Annotated in this window: 20 protein-coding genes and 1 other RNA gene; 12 read left to right on the forward strand and 9 right to left on the reverse strand. The window is 22.5% G+C overall.

The window, feature by feature from the left end:
• The first annotated feature begins 503 nt into the window (after positions 1-503).
• The 3 genes from prfA to sirB1 are packed head-to-tail and all read left to right on the forward strand — an operon-like array spanning position 504 to position 3,291.
• Complete coding sequence (prfA, locus tag AB4W51_RS00765) at positions 504-1,592, forward strand: peptide chain release factor 1 (protein ID WP_367676716.1); 1,089 nt, start codon at positions 504-506, stop codon at positions 1,590-1,592.
• On the forward strand, positions 1,589-2,431 hold the full coding sequence (gene prmC, locus AB4W51_RS00770) for a peptide chain release factor N(5)-glutamine methyltransferase (protein WP_367676717.1): 843 nt from the start codon (positions 1,589-1,591) through the stop codon (positions 2,429-2,431). The genes prfA and prmC overlap by 4 nt, the downstream gene beginning before the upstream one ends.
• Positions 2,432-2,481: 50 nt before the next feature.
• Complete coding sequence (sirB1, locus tag AB4W51_RS00775; protein ID WP_367676718.1) at positions 2,482-3,291, forward strand: invasion regulator SirB1; 810 nt, start codon at positions 2,482-2,484, stop codon at positions 3,289-3,291.
• 101 nt (positions 3,292-3,392) lie between these two features.
• Here the strand turns inward: sirB1 and nadE are convergent, their stop codons facing one another.
• Positions 3,393-4,220, reverse strand: a complete 828-nt coding sequence (gene nadE, locus AB4W51_RS00780) for an ammonia-dependent NAD(+) synthetase (protein ID WP_367676719.1) — start codon at positions 4,218-4,220, stop codon at positions 3,393-3,395.
• 305 nt (positions 4,221-4,525) lie between these two features.
• Between nadE and AB4W51_RS00785 the strand changes: the two genes are divergently transcribed.
• Both AB4W51_RS00785 and pta read left to right on the forward strand, forming a co-directional pair.
• A complete protein-coding gene (locus AB4W51_RS00785) occupies positions 4,526-5,749 on the forward strand; it encodes an acetate kinase (RefSeq protein WP_367676720.1) in 1,224 nt (407 codons plus the stop codon).
• A gap of 51 nt (positions 5,750-5,800) precedes the next feature.
• Positions 5,801-7,954, forward strand: coding sequence for a phosphate acetyltransferase (pta, locus tag AB4W51_RS00790; RefSeq protein WP_367676721.1), 2,154 nt, complete (start codon positions 5,801-5,803; stop codon positions 7,952-7,954).
• A gap of 65 nt (positions 7,955-8,019) precedes the next feature.
• On the opposite strand, the gene yfaE is transcribed toward pta, so the two are convergent.
• The 4 genes from yfaE to gyrA all read right to left on the reverse strand — a co-directional run bounded on the left by yfaE (position 8,020) and on the right by gyrA (position 14,678).
• On the reverse strand, positions 8,020-8,280 hold the full coding sequence (yfaE, locus tag AB4W51_RS00795) for a class I ribonucleotide reductase maintenance protein YfaE (protein ID WP_367676722.1): 261 nt from the start codon (positions 8,278-8,280) through the stop codon (positions 8,020-8,022).
• Between the two features lies 1 nt (position 8,281).
• Positions 8,282-9,415, reverse strand: a complete 1,134-nt coding sequence (gene nrdB / locus AB4W51_RS00800) for a class Ia ribonucleoside-diphosphate reductase subunit beta (RefSeq protein ID WP_367676723.1) — start codon at positions 9,413-9,415, stop codon at positions 8,282-8,284.
• An 80-nt stretch (positions 9,416-9,495) separates the two neighbouring features.
• Positions 9,496-11,787 carry a class 1a ribonucleoside-diphosphate reductase subunit alpha gene (nrdA, locus tag AB4W51_RS00805; RefSeq protein WP_367676724.1) on the reverse strand — a complete coding sequence of 764 codons (2,292 nt, stop codon included), beginning with the start codon at positions 11,785-11,787 and terminating at the stop codon, positions 9,496-9,498.
• Between the two features lie 359 nt (positions 11,788-12,146).
• Positions 12,147-14,678 carry a DNA topoisomerase (ATP-hydrolyzing) subunit A gene (gyrA, locus tag AB4W51_RS00810; RefSeq protein WP_367676725.1) on the reverse strand — a complete coding sequence of 844 codons (2,532 nt, stop codon included), beginning with the start codon at positions 14,676-14,678 and terminating at the stop codon, positions 12,147-12,149.
• Positions 14,679-15,250: 572 nt separating this feature from the next.
• Here gyrA and AB4W51_RS00815 point away from each other — a divergent pair.
• Positions 15,251-15,979 (forward strand): DUF2076 domain-containing protein, encoded by a 729-nt coding sequence (locus AB4W51_RS00815; RefSeq protein ID WP_367676726.1) that lies wholly within the window; start codon positions 15,251-15,253, stop codon positions 15,977-15,979.
• Positions 15,980-16,148: 169 nt separating this feature from the next.
• On the opposite strand, the gene AB4W51_RS00820 is transcribed toward AB4W51_RS00815, so the two are convergent.
• Positions 16,149-16,745: a peroxiredoxin gene (locus tag AB4W51_RS00820; RefSeq protein ID WP_367676727.1), complete on the reverse strand. Its 597-nt coding sequence runs from the start codon at positions 16,743-16,745 to the stop codon at positions 16,149-16,151.
• A 233-nt stretch (positions 16,746-16,978) separates the two neighbouring features.
• Between AB4W51_RS00820 and ung the strand changes: the two genes are divergently transcribed.
• Positions 16,979-17,626 carry a uracil-DNA glycosylase gene (ung, locus tag AB4W51_RS00825; RefSeq protein ID WP_367676728.1) on the forward strand — a complete coding sequence of 216 codons (648 nt, stop codon included), beginning with the start codon at positions 16,979-16,981 and terminating at the stop codon, positions 17,624-17,626.
• A 135-nt stretch (positions 17,627-17,761) separates the two neighbouring features.
• Here the strand turns inward: ung and grpE are convergent, their stop codons facing one another.
• Positions 17,762-18,310, reverse strand: a complete 549-nt coding sequence (grpE, locus tag AB4W51_RS00830; protein WP_367676729.1) for a nucleotide exchange factor GrpE — start codon at positions 18,308-18,310, stop codon at positions 17,762-17,764.
• A gap of 110 nt (positions 18,311-18,420) precedes the next feature.
• Between grpE and nadK the strand changes: the two genes are divergently transcribed.
• Entirely contained in the window at positions 18,421-19,296 is an 876-nt protein-coding gene (gene nadK / locus AB4W51_RS00835; protein ID WP_367676730.1) for an NAD(+) kinase, read from the forward strand.
• Between the two features lie 206 nt (positions 19,297-19,502).
• Here the strand turns inward: nadK and ssrA are convergent.
• Positions 19,503-19,871, reverse strand: a transfer-messenger RNA (tmRNA) gene (gene ssrA, locus AB4W51_RS00840).
• A gap of 247 nt (positions 19,872-20,118) precedes the next feature.
• Between ssrA and grxD the strand changes: the two genes are divergently transcribed.
• Positions 20,119-20,436: a Grx4 family monothiol glutaredoxin gene (grxD, locus tag AB4W51_RS00845; RefSeq protein ID WP_367676731.1), complete on the forward strand. Its 318-nt coding sequence runs from the start codon at positions 20,119-20,121 to the stop codon at positions 20,434-20,436.
• 142 nt (positions 20,437-20,578) lie between these two features.
• Here the strand turns inward: grxD and rnt are convergent, their stop codons facing one another.
• Positions 20,579-21,241, reverse strand: coding sequence for a ribonuclease T (gene rnt / locus AB4W51_RS00850; RefSeq protein WP_367676732.1), 663 nt, complete (start codon positions 21,239-21,241; stop codon positions 20,579-20,581).
• A gap of 350 nt (positions 21,242-21,591) precedes the next feature.
• On the opposite strand from rnt, the gene AB4W51_RS00855 reads away from it, so the two are divergent.
• The 3 genes from AB4W51_RS00855 to ychF all read left to right on the forward strand — a co-directional run bounded on the left by AB4W51_RS00855 (position 21,592) and on the right by ychF (position 24,029).
• Positions 21,592-22,209, forward strand: coding sequence for a Fe-Mn family superoxide dismutase (locus AB4W51_RS00855; RefSeq protein WP_367676733.1), 618 nt, complete (start codon positions 21,592-21,594; stop codon positions 22,207-22,209).
• Between the two features lie 59 nt (positions 22,210-22,268).
• Entirely contained in the window at positions 22,269-22,820 is a 552-nt protein-coding gene (gene pth, locus AB4W51_RS00860) for an aminoacyl-tRNA hydrolase (RefSeq protein WP_367676814.1), read from the forward strand.
• A 114-nt stretch (positions 22,821-22,934) separates the two neighbouring features.
• The gene (gene ychF, locus AB4W51_RS00865) at positions 22,935-24,029 is read left to right on the forward strand and encodes a redox-regulated ATPase YchF (RefSeq protein ID WP_367676734.1); all 1,095 of its coding nucleotides are present in this window, start codon (positions 22,935-22,937) and stop codon (positions 24,027-24,029) included.
• The last annotated feature ends 23 nt before the right edge of the window (positions 24,030-24,052 follow it).

The raw sequence follows: 24,052 nt of genomic DNA on the forward strand, positions 1-24,052 counted from the left end.
TATATATATGAATATATATATTGGATTTTTTAATTAATTATTAATATTCTTATTTTAAAAATATTAATCAAAAAATTATTTTATATTTTATTAATTTTTGAATTATTATTTTATAATATTATTTAATGATATAAAAATATTTTTTCAAAATAATATAGAAATTATATTTATTCTATTTTTATTGCAGTTTGTTTTGATAATAATTGTAATATTACAATTTAATTATTTAAATTAATTTTGATTAAAAATTTAGATTTTCACACGTTTGATTAATTTTATAAATAATCGATTCATTTATTATAAATTATATAATCTTTTGAAATATAAAATATTATTGATATAATTATACTATTTTAGTGATATTAGTATATTCTCCTGTTATATATTGTTGAGTTATTGAGATTTAATATTAACATAATATATATATATTTAGATTTAATTTAATGATGAATGATAGTAATATTAATTCATACACATTACAATGGAATAGGTTATATATAAGAATGAAAAGTTCTATTGTTATAAAGTTAGAAACTTTAATTCATAGATATAAAGAATTAGAACTTATGCTTGCAAATTCTACAATTATTAATAATCAAGATCAGTTTCAATTATTATCTCGTGAGTATTTAGATTTATCAGAAATTTCTAATTGTTTTATTGAATGGAAACAAATAATAAATGATATTCAAACATATCAAGATTTATTAAAAGATTGTGAGTTAGCTACTTTAGCTAAAAAAGAAATTGAAATAGCTAAAAATAAAAAACTGTTATTAGAAAAACAATTAAAAATATTATTATTACCTCAAGATCCAAACGATCAATTAAGTTGTTTTATTGAAATCCGTGCAGCAACCGGTGGTGATGAAGCAGCAATTTTTGCAGGTGAATTGTTTAAAATGTATGCTCGTTATTCTGAATTTTGCCATTGGAATGTAGATATTGTTAATGTTAGTTTAGGAGAAAAAGGTGGCTATAAAGAAATTATTGCTAAAATTCAAGGGAAAAATGTTTGTGGAAGATTAAAATTTGAATCAGGAGGACATCGCGTGCAACGGATTCCACAGACTGAATCACAAGGTAGAATTCATACTTCTACTTGTACAGTAGCTATTATGCCTGTTGTACCAGATACTAAAAAAATAATAATTAATCCAAGTGACTTAAAAATTGATACTTTTCGTTCTTCAGGAGCAGGAGGTCAACATGTTAATACTACTGACTCAGCTATCAGAATTACTCATATACCAACTGGATATGTAGTTGAATGTCAAGATGAACGCTCACAACATAAAAACAAAGCTAAAGCATTATCTGTTTTATCATCTAGAATTTATTCTGCAGAAGTAGCCAATCGTCATGAAAAAAATTCTTTAATTCGTAAAAATTTATTAGGTACTGGTGATAGATCCGATCGTAATAGAACTTATAATTTTCCTCAAAATCGAGTAACAGATCATAGAATTAATTTAACATTGTATTCTTTAAATGAAATTTTAGAAGGTAAATTAGATATTTTAATTGATCCTATTATACAAGATTATCAAGCTAGTCAGTTTTCTTCTTTGTCTCATGTAGATAAAAAATGAATATTTCTAATTGGTCAAAATTAGCTTATCAAAAATTAATAAATGTTCATAATTGTCAATTAGATATAGAAGTATTATTAATGTTTGTATTAAAAAAAAATAAAAGTTGGATCATTGGTTTTAATGATTATCAATTATCTTTAAAAGAAATCAATCAATTAGATCAATTGTTAATAAGACGTTCATTAGGTGAACCGATCGCTTATTTAATAGGTGAAAAAGAATTTTGGTCACTTGTTTTTAGAGTATCAAAAGATACTTTTATACCAAGACCGGATTCTGAGATATTGGTGGAATTATGTTTACATAAATTATGTGATGTAAAGAGAGCAAAAATATTAGATTTAGGCACTGGGTCTGGTGCTATTGCTATATCTATTGCATATAATAAAAATGACTGTCATGTTGTTGGAGTAGATTATCAACAAAAAATATTGTCTGTTGCACAATATAATGCTAATAAATTGAATATCAAAAATATTAATTTTATATTAAGTGATTGGTTTTATTCTTTAAAATCATGTATGTTTGATATTATTGTAAGTAATCCACCATATATTAGTTATAATGAATTTTCTTGCATACAATCTGTTTTAAAGTATGAACCAATGAATGCTTTAGTTTCTAATTATAATGGTTTAGCTGATATTCAATATATTATTAATAATGCTAGTAATTATTTATATAATCATGGATGGTTATTAATTGAACATAGTTGGAATCAAAAAATAATGGTACAAAAAATATTTTTTCAAAATAATTTTATCAATATCAAAACATACAAAGATTTTGGTAAAAATGATCGTGTAACAATTGGGCAAAAAATAATAAATAAATAATTTATTTTAAAATAAAATTTATTTTTTAAAAATTTTCAAAAGGAAATTATATGATACCTATATCTAATATTAATTACATAAAAAAATCTTTATTTGAATCCATCATCGCTGTTTTTACTTCTATTAGAAAAGATTTCCCAGTAGAGTATGTAACATTAGAATTAGAGTCTAGAATTCAAGAAGCTAAAGATTATATTTGTAATGAAATTAAATTAGATAAAAAAATAAATAAATTATTAGAATTATTTTACCAAAAGTGGTGTTTTGGAGCTGCTGGTGGAATATATAAAATTTCGGATGTATTATGGATTGATCATGTATTAAAGACTCGTCAAGGAACAGCAGTTTCTTTAGGAGTAATATTATTACATATTGCAGAACAATTAAGTTTACCTTTGGAACCAGTGATTTTTCCTACTCAATTACTTTTAAGATCTGATTGTTTAGATATTAAAAATTGTTTAATTAATCCATTTAATGGTGATATTTTAGATAAACATACTTTAAGTGTATGGTTAAAAGGTAATATTAGTCCTACATCAGAATTGTGTGAGAATGATTTGCAAAAATCTAGTGTATCTAATGTACTTAAAAAAATATTAGATATATTGAAATCTGCATTAATGGAAGAAAAAAAAATGGAATTAGCATTAAATGTCTCTAATGTATTATTAATAATTAATCCAAATGATCCTTATGAAATTCGTGACAGAGGTTTGATTTATGCTCAATTAGATTGCGATCATATTGCATTAACTGATTTAATATATTTTGTAGAACATTGTCCAGAAGATCCTATTAGTGAAATTATAAAAGTACAAATCCATGCCATTGAACAAAAAAAAATTACTTTACATTAAATTAGATATATATATTGCATATATATTGTATATATGCAATATATATATCTAATTTAAATTTTAATATTATTAAAGAAAATTTTTATTAAAATAAATATTTATTATTTAAGAAGAAATTGATTTATTTTTGTAATTGGCATCATTCTTTTATGTTTGGTTTGATTGTATAATGATTCTATTTTTTTTTTACTAATTTTATTAATGTTTTTTCCTTCTAAATAATCATCAATATCATTGTAAGTAATTTTTAAGATTTCTTCATCTGTTTGATTAGGTTTTTCATCTTCTAAATCAGGTTTTGGATCTTTAAGATATAAATGTGATGGACAATTTAATGTTTGTAGTAATTTTTTACCTTGTTTTTTATTAAATCTAGCAATTGGATTAATATCTGAAGCTCCATCTCCAAATTTTGTAAAAAATCCAGTAATATACTCTGCAGCATGACCAGTCCCTACAACTATACCTTGATACATAGAAGCAATACTGTATTGTATTTTCATTCTTTCTCTTGATTTTTGATTTCCACGCACATAATCTGAAATTGTAATTCCTGATTTTTTTAAAGATAATTCACTCATTAATATTGTATCTTGAATATTTATTGTATATGTATAATTGGGTTGAATATATTTCAAAGCATCTTGACAATCTTTTTCATCATTTTGTATTCCATAAGGCATACGTACAGCAATTAAATTATATGATAAATCATTTTTTTTAGTTCTGATTTTTTGTATAGCCATTTGACATAATTTTCCTGTTAATGTGGAATCTTGACCACCACTAATACCTACTACAAGAGTTTTTATTTTTGGGTTTTGATTTAAATACAATTCAATTAAATTAATACATTTTTGAATTTCTTTTTTTGAATTTATTACTGGTTTTACATTTAATAATTTTATGATGTATTTTTGCAAATTCATGTTTTCTCGTTATAGTTATGTTAATGTATGTTAATTAAAAATATTTTTAATTTTTATATAAAAATTATAGTAATAATAAATAATTTTTTACAAAAAAATTGATTTTAAAAAAAAATAAATTATTGCATATATAAAACATTTTTAAAATTGTATCAATATTTTTAAAAAAGATTTAGTATTGTTATAATATGTATTATATTGCACTAGATTAAAAAAAAATATGTGTTATTATTATTTTTAATAAAGATTTAATGGTTACTAGATAAAAAATAAATTTTATTTATGGTTAATAATTACATATATTTATGAAAAAAAAAAAATTAATATTGGTTTTAAATTGTGGTAGTTCTTCTTTAAAATTTTCTATTATTAATCCAGATAATGAAATCTGCTATCTTTCTGGAATAGCAGAGTGTTTATATTTAAATAATTCACAAATAAAATGGAATTGCAATAATATACAATATCAAAAATTATTTTTAAATCCTATGTCTCATGAAAATATTTTTGATTTTATTTTGAAAAAAATTTTTATTACTGAAAAAGCAATTTTTTCTCAAGTGGTAGCAATAGGACATAGAGTAGTGCATGGTGGTATAAAATTAACAAGTACTACTATTATTAATAATAAAGTCATTAATGAAATTAAAAAAGCAATTATTTTTTCACCTATTCATAATCCTGTAAATTTAATGGGTATTCAATTAACATTAAATACATTTCCTGAATTATCAAAAAAAAATGTAGCTGTCTTTGATACTGCTTTTTACAAAAATATTCCAAAAAAAGCATATTTATATGCTATTCCTTATTATTTATATCATGATTATGGTATTAGAAGGTATGGCGCTCATGGAATTAGTCATCAGTATGTTATGTATCAAACATCAGTCATATTAAATAAAAAAATAAATCAATTAAATATGATTAGTTGTCATTTAGGTAATGGCTCTTCTGTATCTGCAATTTATAAAGGTATTTGTGTAGATACATCTATGGGTTTAACACCATTGGAAGGGTTAGTCATGGGAACTAGAAGTGGTGATATAGATCCTTCTATTATTTTTTTTATGTATAAAAAATTAAAAATATCTATAAATGAAATTAATACTATTTTAACATTTAAATCTGGTTTATTAGGATTAAGTAATATTAGTAGTGATTTCAGGGATGTAGAATCACAATATTATATTAACAAAAAAGCAAAATATGCTGTGGATGTTTTTTGTTATCGTTTAAAAAAATACATTTCTTCATATATTTCTTTAATGAATGGTGTATTAGATGGTATTGTTTTTACTGGTGGAATTGGAGAAAATTCTCCTTTAGTCAGAAAATTAAGTATAGATAATTTGTCATTAATGGGTTTAATCTCTATCGATGAAGAAAAAAATAATAATTTTAAAAAACAAAAAAATCATTTTATTAATACTAATGGTAGTATTCCAATATTAGTTATTCCTACAAATGAAGAACTAGCTATTGCTAAAAAAACAAAAAAGTGTATTAATGTACAATCTATTCAATGAAGTTTATAATAAATTATCTATTGTATAATTATTTTGATTAAGAGAGTTATGATGTCACGTGTTATAATGTTATTGCCATTAGGAGATAGTGTTGGTATAAAAACTATTACTTTAGGTTTAATTCAAGCTATTCAACAACAAAACCTAAATATTACTTTTTTTCAACCTATTTCTAATAATGTTATTTCTAATAATTGTTTAGACACAATTTTAAATGCTATTAAAGATGATAAATCAATTAATATTATTCCATCTATTAAGAAAATTATTTTAAAAAATATTTATGATCGTAATCAATATACTTGCATGATGGATAAAATATTTGAATATTATAATTTAAACATTGGAATTTCAGACGTAATATTAATTAATGGATTAACAGTCAAAAATACTAATCCTTTTATAAATAAAATTAATTATGAAATTGCATGTAATCTTAATGCTGAAATAATTTTTGTATCTGTTTTACAAAATCATAAATATTTTAATTTAAAACAAGAATTAAAAATGATTCATAATTTTTATGGAATTGATAAAAATCTTAATATTATAGGTATCATTGTTAATCAAATTAATCAATGTAGTACAATAAAAAATAATACAAATGATTTTACTGTAGATAATTATTTTAATATTGTTCCATTTAATCACTATGATATTAATTCCTTTATAAAAAATAGTAATATTAAATTATTAGCTCATATTCCTTTGAATATGCAATTGATACGTATTTCAGTTATGAATTTATTAAAATATTTGAAGTTAGATATTATTCATGATAATAGTACGAGTTTGTGTATAATTCAATTTATATTTTTACTAGAATGTTATGCTAGTGATATATTAAAAAATTTAAAGCATAATTCATTAGTAATTATATCTTTTTATAATATTGTTGTTTTAAAAAATTTATTGCATGATTTTCAAACACATCTAAAAATCAGTTTATTAGTTATTACTAATGTTAATTTATCTGAATTTTCATCTCAAAACTGGATTCAACAGATTAAAAAAACGTGTCTTTCAGTTATTATTACTCCTCAAAATACTTTAAATTTTTTATTTGATTTGAAAAAAGTTCATTTTAAAACAAAAGATACTCAATCATTATTTTTTGATGCTGAAAAAAAAATTATTGCTAATTATATTGATAAAGATTGGGTAAAATCATTAAAACAACCAGTTGTTAAAAATAATTCGTATTTGTCACCGATAGAATTTCGTTATCATTTGAGAATGTTAGCAAAAAAATCTTTGTTTAAAAAAATTGTTTTACCTGAAGGACATGAACCTAGGATTATTAAAGCAGCTATTTTTTGCTATAAGAATAATATTGCAGATTGTATTTTATTAGGAGATAGAAAAAATATCTATAATATTGCATCAAAAAATAATATTCAATTAGACGAAAAAATAAAAATTTTAAATCCAAATATAATTAGTAAAAATTATATTGATCTTTTGATAAAATTAAGACAACATAAAGGCATGAATAAAATTATTGCTAATAAACAAATTAAAAATAATATTATTTTAGGAACGTTAATGTTACAAAATGGAGATGTAGATGGACTAGTAGCAGGTTCTGTTACGACAACAGCAGAGAGTATTAGACCAGGATTACAATTAATAAAAATGGATAAAAAGTATTCTTTAGTTTCATCAGCTTTTTTTATGTTATTGCCGAATAGAGTTTGTATTTATGCTGATTGTGCTATTAATGCAGATCCAGATTATAAACAATTATCTGAAATAGCCATTCAATCTGCCGAAACTGCTATTTTATTTGGAATAGAACCAAGAATAGCAATGATTTCTTATTCTACTGGTCAATCAGGTTTTGGTGACAAAGTAAAAATAGTTAATCAAGCTACAGTATTGTTAAAAGAAAAATATCCAAATTTAGTTGTTGATGGACCTATGCAATATGATACTGCTATGACATTAGATATTGCAAAAATAAAATTACCTAATTCTAAAGTAGCTGGAAAAGCTAATATTTTAATTTTTCCAGATTTAAACACAGGCAATACAACATATAAAGCTGTTCAACGTTCAGCTAATATCATGTGTATTGGTCCAATGTTACAAGGTTTAAAAAAACCGATTAATGATTTATCGAGAGGAGCTTCAATAGAAGATATAATTTATACTATTGCATTAACGGTAGTACAATCCAGCTCTTTGGATAAAAATAAGATATAATATCATCAGTTATATTAAATTTAATTTATATTAATTATTTTTATCTATTAAACTACTTTAATTAATTATATTTTTATTTGAATATCACTCATCATAATACAACAACAAGGAAAAACTTCTTCAGGATAAGCAAAAGCTATTGGTTGAGTTATTATATATTTTATTTGACCTTTAATCAAAATGACTTTGCATGCTCCACAAAAACCATATCTGCATTGAGCATTGATTTTAATTTTATAATTTTCTAAAATTTTTAATAGTATTTTGCTATTATGAGAAATAATTTTTTTATTTTGTCCTATTATTGTGATGGAATATTTTTTCATACTATAATTCAAATTTTTTAAAATCATGTTCATGTATAGAAGAATCAATTTGACCGACTAAATAAGAACTAATTTCAGTTTCTTGTGGAGCGACTTGTACATTATCTGATGTTAACCAAGAATTAATCCATGGAATTGGATTGGATGATTGATTATGAAATATTGGTTTTAATCCTATTGATTTCATTCTAATATTAGTAATATATTCAATATATTGACATAAAATTTCTTTATTTAAACCTAACATAGATCCATTTTTAAATAAATACTCAGTCCAGTTTTTTTCTTGATTAGCTATTTTTAAAAATAGTTCCGATGATTCTATTGTTAATTCATCAGCAATATCAGCCATTCCTTCTTTGTTGTAATGGTTTTTTAATATATTAATTATATGTTGTGTTCCTGTGAGATGTAATGCTTCATCTCTTGCAATTAATCTTATAATTTTTGCATTCCCTTCCATTATTTCTCTTTCAGCAAAGGCAAAAGAACATGCAAAACTAACATAAAATCTTATAGCTTCTAGAGCATTAACGCTTACTAAACATAAATATAATTTTTTTTTTAAATCATATAAATTAATATTAATTTTTTTATTATTAATAATATGAATACCTTCGCCTAGTAAATTCCAATATTGAATCATTTTTATTAAATCATCATAATAATCAGAAATATCTTTTGCTCTTACACTAATATATTGATTATTAATAATATCATCAAATATTAATGATGGTTGTGTAACAATATTTCTAATGATATGTGTATAAGATCGAGAATGAATAGTTTCTGAAAAAGACCATGTTTCAATCCAAGTTTCTAATTCTGGGATAGAAATAATTGGTAAAAAAGCTATATTAGGGCTTCTTCCTTGAATAGAATCAAGTAATGTTTGATATTTTAAATTACTAATAAAAATATGTTTTTCATGATCTGGTAATTTTTGAAAATCAATTCTATCTTTTGATAAATCAATTTCTTCTGGTCTCCAAAAAAAAGATAGTTGTTTTTCAATTAATTTTTCAAAAATAAGATATTTTTGTTGATCATATCTAGAGATATTCACTGATTGACCAAAAAACATAGGTTCTTTTAATTGGTTGTTGTTGTGTTTAGAAAAAGTACTATATATCATTTTATTATCCTAATTAATATAAGAATATATAATTTTTATTAAAATATATTTTTTATTCATATTAATATACAATGTTCATATTATATATGACATGATCCACTAGCACAATTATCATCTTTCATAATATTGTTAGAATTGTCTATATGAAAATTATCTTGAGCTCCATCTCTTGTGTTTTGATAATATAGAGTTTTTAATCCTAGTTTATAAGCAGTTAACAAATCTTGTATAAGATTTTTCATAGGTATTTTATTGTGTAAAAATTTTTTTGGATCATAGTTAGTATTTGCAGATATTGATTGATCAATAAACTTTTGCATAATTCCTACTAGTTGAAGATATCCAGTATTATTTGGAAAATCCCATAATAATTCATATTTTGTTTTTAATTTATTAAATTCTGGAACGACTTGTTTTAACATACCATCTTTAGACGATTTTATACTAATATATCCTCTTGGTGGTTCAATGCCATTAGTTGCATTAGATATTTGTGAAGAAGTTTCAGAAGGCATTAATGCTGATAAAGTAGAATTACGTAATCCATATTTTTTAATTTTTTTTCTTAAATTATCCCAATTTAAATGTAATGGTTCATTACATATTGTATCAATTTCTTTTTTATATGTATCTATAGGTAAAATTCCTTTATAATAATTAGTTTGGTAAAATAAAGAACAGGATCCTTTTTCTTTAGCTAATTGACATGAAGCAAGTAATAAATAATATTGAAAAGCTTCAAAAGTTTGATGAGTTAATTTATTTGCACTTCCATCAGAATATTTAACATCATTTTTGGCTAGATAATAAGCAAAATTTATTACTCCTATTCCTAAAGATCTTCTATTGATAGCAGATTGTTCAGCAGCTAATATTGGATATTGTTGGTAATCTAAAACTGAATCTAAAGCTCTTACCATGAGATTAGACAATATTTCAATATCTTGAAGATTATCAATATTTCCTAAATTAATAGCTGATAATGTACATAATGCAATTTCTCCATTTTTATCATTAATATCATTAAGTGGTTTAGTTGGTAATGTTATTTCTAAACATAAATTAGATTGTTTAATTGGTGCCAATTTTGGGTTAAATGGACTATGTGTATTACAGTGATCAACGTTTTGTATATATATTCTCCCAGTAGATGTTCTTTCTTGTAAAATGATTGAAAATAAGTCAATGGCTTTGATTTGTTTTTTTCTTAATTTTGGATCAATTTCATATTGATGATATAATTTTTCAAATTTTTTTTGATTAGAAAAAAAAGAATCATATAGATCTAATACATCTGATGGACTAAACAATGTGATATTTTTACCTAAAATCATTCTTTGATACATTAATTTATTAATTTGTACTGTATAATCTAAATGTCTTACTCGGTTTTCTTCTATTCCTCGATTATTTTTAAGTACTAATAGATTTTCTATTTCTAAATGCCAAATAGGATAAAAAATAGTAGCAGCACCACCGCGCACACCACCTTGTGAACATGATTTTACTGCACTTTGAAAAAGTTTATAAAATGGAATACATCCAGTATGAAATGCTTCTCCTCCTCTAATAGGACTTCCTAAAGCACGTATTTGACCAGCATTAATACCAATTCCAGCTCTTTGAGATACATATTTAATAATAGAGCTAGTAGTAGCATTAATTGAATTTAAACTGTCTGAACATTCAATTAGAACACATGAACTAAATTGTCTAGTAGGTGTTCTTACTCCAGACATAATAGGAGTAGGTAGAGAAATTTTAAATGTAGAAATAGCATTATAAAATTGTTGAATATATTGCATTCTAGTTTTACTAGGGTACTTAGAAAACAAACATGCAGAAATTAAAATATAAAGAAATTGAGCACTTTCATATATTTTTCCAGTAATTCTGTTTTGTATTAAATATTTACCCTCTAATTGTTTTACTGCTGCATAGGAAAAATTCATATCTCTCCAATGATCTATAAAGGAATTCATAATAGAATATTCAGATTTGTTGTAAGATGATAATAATTGTTGATCATAAATTCCTAATTTGACCATTTTTGTCACATGAGTATATAATTTTGGCGGTTCAAATTGATTATATGCTTTTTTTCTTAAATGAAATATAGCTAATCTAGCAGCCATATATTGATAATCTGGACAATTTTGAGATATTAGATCTGCTGCTGCTTTTATAATTGTTTCATGGATATTGATTGTACTAATTCCGTCATAGAACTGTATTCTTGATTTTATTTCTACTTGAGACACTGATACATTTTTTAATCCTGCAGCAGCCCAATTTAAAACTTTATGAATTTTTTCTAAATTAATCAGTTCTTTTTTGTTATTCCTTTTTGTAACAAATAAAGTTTTTTCCATATAGTTAATTCCTATTTATATGATAATTGAATTTCTATTAAAAAGACATTCACATTATTTTTTATTTGATAAAAAATATTAGTGTATTTTTTAAATTGATTATTAATTTTTAATTTGATTAAAAATTATCATATTATGATTTTATAATTAAAAGATTTTTTATTAAAAAGATTATAAAAATTAATATTTTGAAATTAAATTATATATAGTTATATATAATATTTTTTAAAAAATAATAATACTATCATTCAAAATATTATTTATGAATCAAATGATATTGATAGATGTATTATATTTAATTAGTTTAATTATATTAATTAAAAATTGGATATTTTTATTTTTTATGATATTAATATTTTTTATAAAAAATTTTCTTTAACTCTTTGTAAAGCTACAACTTTTTCTTTCATTGATGTTCTTATTAAAATTACACCTTGGGTATTTCTGCCTAATATTCCAATTTCGGATACTCTGATACGTACTAATTTACCTGCATTGGTTATCATCATAATTTGATCTTGTTCTATTACTTGAATTGCTGCGATAACTTTTCCATTTTTTGGTGTAACTTTTATTGCTATTATTCCACGTGTAGCACGAGATTTGATAGAAAATTCAGAAATATTAGTTCTTTTCCCATAACCTTTATTTGTAACAATTAGAATATCATTATTATTTCTTGGAACGATTAATGATACCACTTTATCTTCTTTATTAATTTTTATGCCTTTAACACCGGATGCATTTCTTCCCATTGTTCTTACTGATTTTTCGTAAAATTGAACCGCTTTTCCAGAAGCGGTAAACAGCATAATATTATCATGTCCATTAGTTAAAGCAATACCAATTAATTCGTCATTCGATTTTAAATTAATTGCGATTATACCTTTACTTCTCGGTTTTTTAAATTCTTTTAAACAAGTTTTTTTAACGATACCACAAGCAGTTACCATTAAAATATTAATAATATTATTTTTATATTTATGTATAGGTAAAATTGCTGTAATACGTTCATGAGGTCTTAATGGGAGTAAATTAACGATTGGTCTACCTCTAGCATGTCTGCTAGATTCAGGTAATTGATATACTTTTAATTGGTAAAGAATACCTTTACTTGAAAAACATAGAATTGTATCATGTGTATTAGTTACTAATAGTATTTCAATAAAATCTTTTTCTTTAGTTTTGGCAGCTGTTTTTCCTTTCCCTCCTCTTTTTTGAGCTTCATAATCAGATAGTGGTTGATATTTGACATATCCTGTATGAGATAAAGTAATTACCACATCTTCTTTGTTTATCATATCTTCTATATTGATATCGGTTATATTTGTTTTAATTTCTGTTTTTCTTTGATCTCCAAAGTTATTTTTAATAATTATAAGTTCTTCTCTAATAATCTTCATCATATAATTATTATTATCTAAAATTTTTTCTAAATTATGTATTTTTTTAATTAAAAGATTTTGTTCTTCAAATATTTTTTTATGTTCTAAATTTGTTAATTTATTTAAACGTAGTTCAAGTATAGATTGTATTTGTTGTTCAGTAAAAAAGTAATATGCATGATTTACTGTTCTTTTTTTAAATAATTCTTTATTATTTGATGGTTTATCGTTTAAAGGATAGCGAATATTATTTTTTATTATCCATGATCTTGATAAAAATTTTTCTTTAGCTTCTTTAGTATTATTAGAGGATTGAATTAATTGAATAATTTGATCAATGTTATTTAGTGCAATTATTAATCCTTGTAGAATATGAGTTCTTTCTTTAAATTTTTTTAATTCGAATATACTACGACGAGTGACTATTTCTTGGCGATGATTAATAAAATATTTAATAATTTTCATTAAAGATAATGTTTTGGGTTGACCATGACAAAGTGCTACCATGTTAATACCAAAAGATATTTGCATTGGGCTTAATGAATATAATTGATTTAAAATTATTTCAACAATAGATTCTTTTTTAATTTCTATAACAATTCTCATACCTTCTTTGTCAGATTCATCTCTTAAAGCTGTAATACCTTCAATTCTTTTATCTTTAATTAATTCTGAAATTTTTTCAATTAATCTTGATTTATTTACTTGATAGGGTATTTCATATACTACAATAGAAACTTTTTTTGTTTTTTGATGAGTTTCTATTTTATGTCTAGCTCGAATAAAAATTTTACCTTTTCCTGTTTGATAGGCTTCTTCAATTCCAGTTCGACCATTAATAATACCTGCAGTAGGAAAATCTGGTCCAGGAATATATTTTAGTAATTGTTTTAATGTGATATGATTATTATCAATATATGCAATGCATCCTGAAATAACTTCATTTAAATTATGAGGTGGTATATTAGTTGCCATCCCAACAGCAATTCCTGAAGATCCGTTAATTAAAATATTTGGTATTTTTGTAGGTAGTACATTAGGTATATATTCTGTTTCATCATAATTAGGTATAAAATTTACAGTATTTTTTTCAAGATCGTTAAGTAATTCATGGGATATTTTTGACATACGTATTTCAGTATATCGCATAGCCGCAGCAGTATCTCCATCTACTGAACCAAAATTCCCTTGTCCATCTATAAGTACGTATCTTAAAGAAAATGATTGTGCCATTCTTACAATTGCATCATATACAGCAGAGTCTCCATGAGGATGGTATTTTCCAATTACATCTCCAACAATTCTAGCTGATTTTTTGTATGGTTTATTCCATATATTGTTTAGAATATGCATAGCAAAAAGAATTCTACGATGAACTGGTTTTAAACCGTCTCTAACATCAGGTAAAGCTCTTCCAATTATAACAGACATAGCATAATCTAAATAAGATTTTTTTAATTCTTTTTCGATATTGACCTTTAAAATTTCATTTGATAGGTCTTTCATAGAGTTATAATCTCTTGTTATTTAATTCTTAAAATAAAATATGTTTATTGATAAAAGATCAATATTTTATTTTAAGAATATTGATCGTTAATAATATTTTTATTATTAATTTTTATGTAAACATTTTTATTCATTTATTGGGATTAATTTTATCACATTGCTGTCAAATTTTTCAAGATTAGATAAAAAAGTTATGAAAATATTAATTTATTGATATTTTATTTTTGATTTAATACATATAAATTTTTTGATAAAATTTATATGTATTATTGGTTAATTATTTTATAAATTAGTTTTATTGATTTTTGTTGTGTTTAATATTAAAAATTTATTATTAAAATATTTTATTTATTTTAAATTTTGATATAAATAAAAACTCAATTATTATTGAGTATAGATTTAATATGTATATAATGACATATATCATGATTAGTAATAGTTGAAAAAATTAAAATATTATTTTAATGATTATTTAATTTTTAAATACAATTAATGTAAAAATAAAAATTAATTTTTTAAAAAATTATTTTTTGCTACAATAATATAGTTTTTAATCCTTTTTAGGAATTATTATGAAAAATGAAGAAAAACAATTAATAGAAAATTTATTTCATAAATTGAGCAAAGTAGAACAAAAATCAGATTTAAGAAATAGATCTGCTGAACAATTAATTCATTCTTTTATTAAAAATCAATCTAATGCTCCATATTATATGACTCAAACAATTTTAGTACAAGATACGGTGTTAAAAAAATTAAATAAACGTATTATTGAATTAGAGCAAAAAATATCTGAATATGAAAATGAATTAAGTCAAAAATCAAAAAATACTGGTTTTTTATCTAATATATTTAAAAAAAATTATGATTCAACTACTAAAAACGCATCATATCATCGTGAAGATGATGGTTCTGTTCGATCATCTAATCGTTCTGTTTTACCTTCTAGTTCTAGTGCTTCTAATACTGGTCCCGGTTTATCTTCTATTGGTAATAGTTTTTTAGGTAATGCTTTACAAACAGCTGTAGGGGTTGCAGGTGGTATGGTAGTTGGAAATATGTTAATGAATTTTTTTAAACATGAGAAACCAGAAGAAGAAATATTAACTTCATCTAACGATTCATTAATTGATCATACTGATTATGAAGAGTTTGATATATTAAACAATAATCCTTATAATGTTGTTAGCCAAGATCAAAATTTTTTATCTGATAATAATGATTTTTTTGATTCTAATGATATTCATCATATAGAATCAGACGATTATTATGAAGATAATAATGATGATGATCTTATATAATTTATAGTATATATAATTATTTAATTTATAGAATATATAATTATTTAATTTATAGAATATATAATTATTTGTGCATATTATTTTTAATTATAATTGTTTAAAAACAATTATAATTAAAAATAATATGCACAAATAATTATATATTCTATAAATTAAATAATTATATATTCTATAAATATTTTTTTAAATATAAAGATATTCCTTTTTGACTAGTTTCTATTCCAGGTTCTCCTTTTTCCCAATTAGCAGGGCACACTTCTCCATTTTTTTCGTGAAATTTAACAGCATCAATAATTCTTAATATTTCTTTTATATTTCTTCCAATTGGTAAATCATTAATAGATTGATGTCTAATAATCCAATTTTTATCAATGAAAAAAGTAGCTCTCAGTGCTACACCTAAATCAGGATGTTCAACTCCATATAATTTTTGTATGTCTCTTTTTATATCAGAAATCATAGTGAATTGCATGGGACCTATTCCACCTTTTTGAATATTAGTATTTCTCCATTTTTCATGAGAAAATACTGAATCTATAGAAACTCCAATTAATGTTACTTGTCTTTTTTGAAATTCTGAATATAAAGCATTAAATTCTATTAATTCGGTAGGACAAACAAAAGTAAAATCTAATGGCCAAAAAAATAATACGCATCCTTGATGAGATGAATTTTGTTTTTTAAAATTGTAATTTTGAATAATACTTCCATCATTTAAAATTGCAGGTGCAGTAAAATCAGGAGATAATTTACTAACTAAAATCATATTTGTTCCTTAATGGATAGCAATAATATTTATTTCTATAATATATAATTAGATATCAATCTATACAGTATAATAAATGCTGTTTATTAAATTTGAAAAATATATTTTTAATATTTATTTTGATTATATTGTGAATATAATTATTATTATCATATAATTGTACTATAAAAATAATGTTTTTATATATTTAATATATTTAATTTAGAGTGTATACAATGCTTAAAATTAATAATATGACTTGGCAAGATTTATTTTTGAAAACAAAAAATTGGATAAAATTATTACATATAATTCAAAAAAAAAGAAAACATAAAATTATTTACCCTATAGATTCAAAAATATTTCAAGCATTTTTTTTAACTCCTTTTAATTTACTAAAAGTAGTTATTTTAGGTCAAGATCCTTATTGTCAATTCAATCAAGCAAATGGTTTGGCTTTTTCGGTTAATAAAGGTGTAAAAATACCTCCTTCTTTGATTAATATATATCAAGAATTAAAAAATGATTTAAAACAATCAAACATTGCTCAACATGGTTGTTTAGATTATTGGGCTAAACAAGGTGTGTTTTTATTAAATACTATTTTAACTGTAGAACATGGTAAACCTGGGTCTCATATTGATTTAGGATGGAAATATTTTACAAATCAAGTTATTCGTTTTATTGATCAAAATCATATTGGTATTGTTTTTTTATTATGGGGTAATCAAGCTATTAGTACAAGAAATATTATTTGTTCAGGTCGAAATTATATTTTAACTGCTTCTCATCCATCACCATTATCGGTGTATCGTAGTTTTTTTGGATGTCGACATTTTTCAAAAACTAATAAAATATTAGTCAAAAATAAAATAAAACCAATTGATTGGTTATTAAATTAATTTTTTAAATAGATTTTTAATAATTAATATTATAAATTTAAATATAATATTATTATATAATATATTTAACAATTACAAAATATTTAATATTTTTAACATAAAAAGACATAATTGTTATTTTTATTTATTTTTTTTTTATTCTAATGTTACAATGGCTTTTCTTAATATTTCTTTTTGAAAAATATATCCAATTTTTTCAATAGATTTAATGTATTGAGTATCATTTACATTATTTTCTGTATTTAATATTGTTTGATGTAATTTGGGATTAAATATTTTTTTTTGACAACCTTCTTGTTGTAAGCCATATTTGTTCAATGTATCTAATAAACATTTTAAAGTTAAAATTAATCCTTGATGAATAGTATTATTTTGAAATTCTTTATTTGTATTTAATTGTATAATATTTTGCATATCATCAATGATAGGTATTATTTTTTTGATAAATTTTTTATTTTCATTTAGTTTTAGTTGATTAATATTATTAATTGATTGTTTTCTAATGTTTTCTATTGTAGCTTGTGTTCTTAATTTAGTATCATGAATTTTTTTTTCAAATTTTATAATCTCTTTTTTTAAATTATTTTTTTGTTCTTTTTGAGTAATCAATATCGTTTGTTCTTTTTTTATTGTTTGTTCATCAATATTAGAACAAGAATGTTCATTAATTTTTTCTTTGTTCATATTCATAATAGTTCCTATATTTTTATTTATTTATTATGGGGTTTAGAAGAATTTTTTCAAGAATATTTTTATAATTTTATATATATTTTTATTGAGACAAGTTGTTTAAAATGAAAAAAAAATTCTATTGTATAGGTATTATAGGAAGACCACGAGACAATCGTGCATTCATAATACATAAAAAATTATATTATTGGTTATTAGATCAAGGATATAAAGTAATTATTGAAGATAAAATATCTAATGAATTAACACTAAAAAATTCTCAGATAGCTACATTAACAGAAATTGGTAAATTGTGTAATTTAGCAATAGTAGTAGGTGGTGATGGAAATATGCTAGGAGCTGCACGTATATTGTCTTGTTATCCTATTAAAATTATTGGTATTAATAAAGGAAACTTAGGTTTTTTAACAGATTTAAATTTTAATACTGTATTTCAAGAATTATCTGAAATTTTATCAGGTTCATATATTCTAGAAGATAGATTTATATTAGAAACGATAGTATTAAGTAAATTTTCTCATTCTCAAACAAGTACTGCTGTTAATGAAGTTGTTATACATTCTGAAAAAGTAGCTCATATGATAGAATTTGAAGTTTATATTGATGAAAAATTAGCTTTTTCTCAACGTTCAGATGGGTTGATTATTTCTACTCCAACAGGATCTACAGGATATTCTTTATCAGCAGGAGGTCCTATTCTTTCCACATCATTAGATGCTATTGTATTAGTTCCAATGTTTCCACATACTTTATCAGCACGTCCTTTAGTCATCAGTAATAGTAGTGTGATCTTATTAAAGTTTTTAAATATGCAGAATAGATTAAAAGTAAGTTGTGATAGTCAAATTGTATTATCAGTAGATTTACAAGATATGGTTTTGATTCGTCGAAGTGCTAATTATGTTCGTTTTATTCATTCTAAAAAATATAATTATTTTGATATGTTAAGTAAAAAATTAAATTGGTTTAAAAAAGGTTGAATAATAAATTTTTATTGATCTATATATTTATATGATTATTAAAAGATACTGTTATTTATTGTTTGATAATTTTATTCAAAAATTTTAATTTGATTAATTTTAAAATTTATTTTTATTAAAATTAATATTTTTGAATAAAATTATTTTTAGTATTAAGAAAATATTTTAATATTACATAAAATATTATAAAAATGATTTATAGATAATGGTGGAGCTGGCGGGATTCGAACCCGCGTCCAAAAATTCTTATAACTTTAGTACTACATGCTTATTCTGTATAAATATTTATATTCATTTTTTTTTGTACAGACACATTAAAAAAAATATAACTTAAAAAATATTTTAGTATAATAGCTTATAAGTATCACTAATAATACGATCTCTTGATTAATGACCTTCTTTTTTTCTAATATTAAGAGAAAAATTTAGAAAAGAAGGGCTTTTACAGTTTATTAAGCTGCTAAAGCGTAGTTTTCTTGTTTTTCAGATATTTTATTTTCGGTTTTTAGCGAGGCAACCGATCCTCGGCATGCACTTAGGTTTTCAGATTTTTTGTCAAATCCATAATCAGCCCCTAATCTTTATATTAATTTGATGTTTTATAATAAATTTTTTTTAAAAAATATTCTAACATTTTTTTTTTTTTTTTTCTACAAATAAATTATATTATACATAATATAATTTATTATTATTTTAAACAGGTAATAAGATATATATATATGATATTAAAATTATTTGTAATTTTATTAATTTACTAATATTATTGATTTTAAATAAATTATATTTTATTATTTTTTTAAATATTATCCATGAGAAAAATATATGAATATTAATGAAAAAATTAAAGAACAAATAAATAACCATCCTATTTTGTTATATATGAAAGGTTCTCCTAAATCACCTAGTTGTGGTTTTTCTGCTCAAGCAGTACAAGTCCTTTCTTCTTTTGATAAACGGTTTGCTTATATTGATGTTTTAGATAACCCTGATATTCGAAAAGAATTACCAAAATATGCTAATTGGCCTACTTTCCCTCAATTATGGATTAATGGTGAATTAATAGGTGGTTGTAATATCATATTAGAATTATTTAATAATGGTGAATTAAAAAAAATGATAGATCAAATAGAAATAAAATAATTTTTTATTTTTTTAATTATATTTTTATAGATATGAAATATATATTTAATATGTATAATGATTTTTGGTATTAATTTAATATTTTTTTATAAATAATTTTTATTAATATTTCTATATTTATATTATTGTTTTTAAATATGATTTATATTACATTTTTGTATTTATGGGTATTAGGTTGCACCGGCCAACCACCTAATGTTTTCCATTTATTAACTAATTCACAAAATAAATTAGCCGTTTGTAAAGTATCATAAAGAGCTGAGTGGGCTTGGTTGATATCAAACACCAATCCTACTGCTTTGCAAGCTTTTGCTAAGACTGTTTGACCTACCACTAATCCACTTAAAGATGCAGTATCAAAAGTCACAAAAGGATGAAATGGATGATTTTTAATACCTACTCTATTTATAGCTGCCATAATAAAGTTATAATCAAACATTGCATTATGTGCTACTATAATTGCTTTTTTACATTTTTTTTCTTCTATTCCTTGATGAACTAAATCGCATATTTTTCTTATTGCTTCTTTTTCACTAATAGCTAATCTTAATGGATTAAAAGGATCAATTTTATTAAATGCTAAAGCTTCAGGATTTATAAAAGATCCTTGGAATGGTATAATATGAAAATGTAATAAAGATTCTTTTTTTATCCATCCTTTTTCATCCATATTTAAAGTAATAGCAGCAATTTCTAGTATTGCGTCTTTTTGAGAATCAAATCCAGCAGTTTCCACATCAATTACTACTGGATAAAAATTTCTAAATCGATTTTTTAGACTATTCATTTTTTGATTAATTAACATTATATGCTCTATATTTTTATATATTTTTATAGTAATTATATGTTTAATTTTTTGTTTTTAGTTTTTGAAAATTAACATAATGTAAAAAAAATAACAATATATATATAATAAAATATTTTTTTTAAATTTTTATATTATATAGATTAAGTTGAGAAAAAATATTTTATTTTGATAATTTATTATTATATTTTATATGTAGATAAATTATTTTGTATCTTAATTTCAAGATAATTATATGATACATTTTGTTTTTAATATGATATAATTATTTTAAAAATAAGGCTTTTTATTTTAATCAAATTAGATTTTTATAAAATATTAAATATATCAATTAAATTTAGGATTTAATCATGAGTTACAGTTTACCTGTATTACCATATAAATATGATTACTTAGAACCATATTTTGATGCTTTAACCATGAACATACATTATAATAAACACCATCAAAATTATATTAATAATACTAATAATATATTAGAATCTATGAATTTTCCTAATATTAAAGCTGAAATATTAATTAAAAAATTAGATGACATTCCATTAGTTAGTCAAAATAATTTACGTAATAATCTTGGTGGACATGTTAATCATTGTTTATTTTGGAATGGATTGAAAATTGGTACTGTATTAAAAGGTAATTTAAAAGAAAAGTTAATCAGTACATTTAATAATATTCAACAATTTCAAAGTGAATTTGAAAAGATAGCTTTATCAAGGTTTGGTTCAGGATGGATTTGGTTAGTTTATCATGATAATTGTTTAAAAATCATTTCTACAGCTAATCAAGATAATCCATTGATGGGGGAATCTTTAACTGGAGTATCAGGTGATCCTATTATTTGTTTAGATTTATGGGAACATTCTTATTATTTACAATATCAGAATAGACGTTTAGAATATGTACAGGCTTTTTGGAACGTAGTTAATTGGGATGAAGCATCTAGACGCTACAATGAATGTTTATAATATATAATAATAATTGAATATATATTTTATTAATTGAAGGTTTTTTGAAAAAAATAAAAATGATAGTTGGATTAGCTAATCCAAATAATTTATATTGCAAAACACGTCATAATATTGGATCTGTTTATATTTATTTATTAGCTAATCATTACAAATTAAAATTAAAAGAAGAAAAAAAATTTTTTGGATATACTGAAAATATTTATTTAAATAATGAAATAGTACGATTATTAGTACCTAATATATTTATGAATATTAATGGTAAATCCGTTTTTTTAATGTCATCTTTTTATAATATTAATCTCGATCAAATTTTAATTATACATGATGATCTTGACTTAATTCCAGGAGTTATAAAAATAAAATATGGTTTTGGAACTAATGGTCATAAAGGATTGAAAAATATTATTTCTTATTTTAAGAATGGTGTTAGTTTTTATCGAATAAGAATTGGCATTGGTCGTCCCAATCAATTAGGTGAAATACCGAATTATGTTTTATCTATTCCAAACAAATATGAATTAAATTTAATTTATCAATCAATGAAAAAAACTATTTTTTTTATTGAAAATTTTATTCGAGAACCAAATTTAAAAAATTTTAGTAATTGATTTAATTATTATTTAAATTTAAATAAATACATAAATATTTACTTATAAAAATAATTTACTTATAAAAACATATGATATTGTTATTTTGATATATTATTTAGGTTGATAAAATATATGCATTTTAAGTGTGGAATTATAGGTTTGCCCAATGTAGGAAAATCTACTTTATTTAATGCATTAACTGCTACAAAAATTTTAGTTGCAAATTATCCTTTTTCTACTATAAAACCTAATATAAGTACAGTCCCAATATTAGATCAAAGATTAAATGATATTGCAAAAATTGTTTTACCTAAAAAAATTATAACTAATTTTATAGAATTAGTTGATATTGCTGGTTTAGTAAAAGGAGCTTCAAAAGGAGAAGGTTTAGGTAATAAATTTTTAAATAATATTAAAGATACTGATGCGATCATACATGTTGTTCGTTGTTTTCAAAATCATTCTATTACACATGTTTATGGTAAAGTGGATCCGATTAAAGATATCGAAATTATTAATTTAGAATTAATTTTATCAGATATAGATATTTGTGAAAAATTTATTTTAAGAATTAAAAAAAAAAATAAGCTTGAAAATAAAGAATTTAATATAGAATTAAATATAGTCAATCGTTGTCTAGATCATTTAAAAAAATTTAAAATGTTAAGATTATTAAAATTAACTGTAGAAGAAAAGAAAAGTATTTCTCATTTACGTTTATTAACATTTAAACCAATGATGTATGTAGCAAATATCAGTGAAAAAAAATATGATCATGATTTACTCAAAAATGTTTTACAATTTGCAAAACAAGAAAATTCAATAGTTATTCCAATATTTTTATTACAAGTATCAGAAGAATCAAAAAAAATTAAACATAAAATTATGAATAATAATGATCATTTTAATTTTTTTAGTTCTAATTCTATTTTATCAGAAATTATTTCTTTAGGTTATAAATTATTAAATTTAAGAACATTTTTTACTGCAGGAGTTAAAGAAGTACGGGCATGGACAATGTCACAAGGTAGTACTGCTAAAGAAGCAGGAAGAGTAATTCATAGTGATTTTTATCATGGATTTATTCGTGTCAAAGTTATCAAGTATGAAGATTTTATTTTTTACAAAGGTGAATTAGGAGTTAAATTAGCTGGTAAAATACGCACTGAAGGTAAAAAATATATTGTACAAGATGGAGATATATTAAATTTTTTATTTAATTTATAAATTTATAACGAAATTTATATTTG

This window comes from Buchnera aphidicola (Eriosoma grossulariae) (assembly GCF_964059045.1).
GTDB lineage: Bacteria > Pseudomonadota > Gammaproteobacteria > Enterobacterales > Enterobacteriaceae > Buchnera_D > Buchnera_D aphidicola_A.

What these genes read in the sequence shown, in the direction of transcription:
- prfA (WP_367676716.1), top strand. Translation starts at nt 504, where the DNA reads ATGAAAAGTTCTATTGTTATAAAGTTAGAAACTTTAATTCATAGATAT.
- prmC (WP_367676717.1), top strand. Translation starts at nt 1,589, where the DNA reads ATGAATATTTCTAATTGGTCAAAATTAGCTTATCAAAAATTAATAAAT.
- sirB1 (WP_367676718.1), top strand. Translation starts at nt 2,482, where the DNA reads ATGATACCTATATCTAATATTAATTACATAAAAAAATCTTTATTTGAA.
- nadE (WP_367676719.1), bottom strand. Translation starts at nt 4,220, where the DNA reads ATGAATTTGCAAAAATACATCATAAAATTATTAAATGTAAAACCAGTA.
- AB4W51_RS00785 (WP_367676720.1), top strand. Translation starts at nt 4,526, where the DNA reads ATGAAAAAAAAAAAATTAATATTGGTTTTAAATTGTGGTAGTTCTTCT.
- pta (WP_367676721.1), top strand. Translation starts at nt 5,801, where the DNA reads ATGTCACGTGTTATAATGTTATTGCCATTAGGAGATAGTGTTGGTATA.
- yfaE (WP_367676722.1), bottom strand. Translation starts at nt 8,280, where the DNA reads ATGAAAAAATATTCCATCACAATAATAGGACAAAATAAAAAAATTATT.
- nrdB (WP_367676723.1), bottom strand. Translation starts at nt 9,415, where the DNA reads ATGATATATAGTACTTTTTCTAAACACAACAACAACCAATTAAAAGAA.
- nrdA (WP_367676724.1), bottom strand. Translation starts at nt 11,787, where the DNA reads ATGGAAAAAACTTTATTTGTTACAAAAAGGAATAACAAAAAAGAACTG.
- gyrA (WP_367676725.1), bottom strand. Translation starts at nt 14,678, where the DNA reads ATGAAAGACCTATCAAATGAAATTTTAAAGGTCAATATCGAAAAAGAA.
- AB4W51_RS00815 (WP_367676726.1), top strand. Translation starts at nt 15,251, where the DNA reads ATGAAAAATGAAGAAAAACAATTAATAGAAAATTTATTTCATAAATTG.
- AB4W51_RS00820 (WP_367676727.1), bottom strand. Translation starts at nt 16,745, where the DNA reads ATGATTTTAGTTAGTAAATTATCTCCTGATTTTACTGCACCTGCAATT.
- ung (WP_367676728.1), top strand. Translation starts at nt 16,979, where the DNA reads ATGACTTGGCAAGATTTATTTTTGAAAACAAAAAATTGGATAAAATTA.
- grpE (WP_367676729.1), bottom strand. Translation starts at nt 18,310, where the DNA reads ATGAACAAAGAAAAAATTAATGAACATTCTTGTTCTAATATTGATGAA.
- nadK (WP_367676730.1), top strand. Translation starts at nt 18,421, where the DNA reads ATGAAAAAAAAATTCTATTGTATAGGTATTATAGGAAGACCACGAGAC.
- grxD (WP_367676731.1), top strand. Translation starts at nt 20,119, where the DNA reads ATGAATATTAATGAAAAAATTAAAGAACAAATAAATAACCATCCTATT.
- rnt (WP_367676732.1), bottom strand. Translation starts at nt 21,241, where the DNA reads ATGTTAATTAATCAAAAAATGAATAGTCTAAAAAATCGATTTAGAAAT.
- AB4W51_RS00855 (WP_367676733.1), top strand. Translation starts at nt 21,592, where the DNA reads ATGAGTTACAGTTTACCTGTATTACCATATAAATATGATTACTTAGAA.
- pth (WP_367676814.1), top strand. Translation starts at nt 22,269, where the DNA reads ATGATAGTTGGATTAGCTAATCCAAATAATTTATATTGCAAAACACGT.
- ychF (WP_367676734.1), top strand. Translation starts at nt 22,935, where the DNA reads ATGCATTTTAAGTGTGGAATTATAGGTTTGCCCAATGTAGGAAAATCT.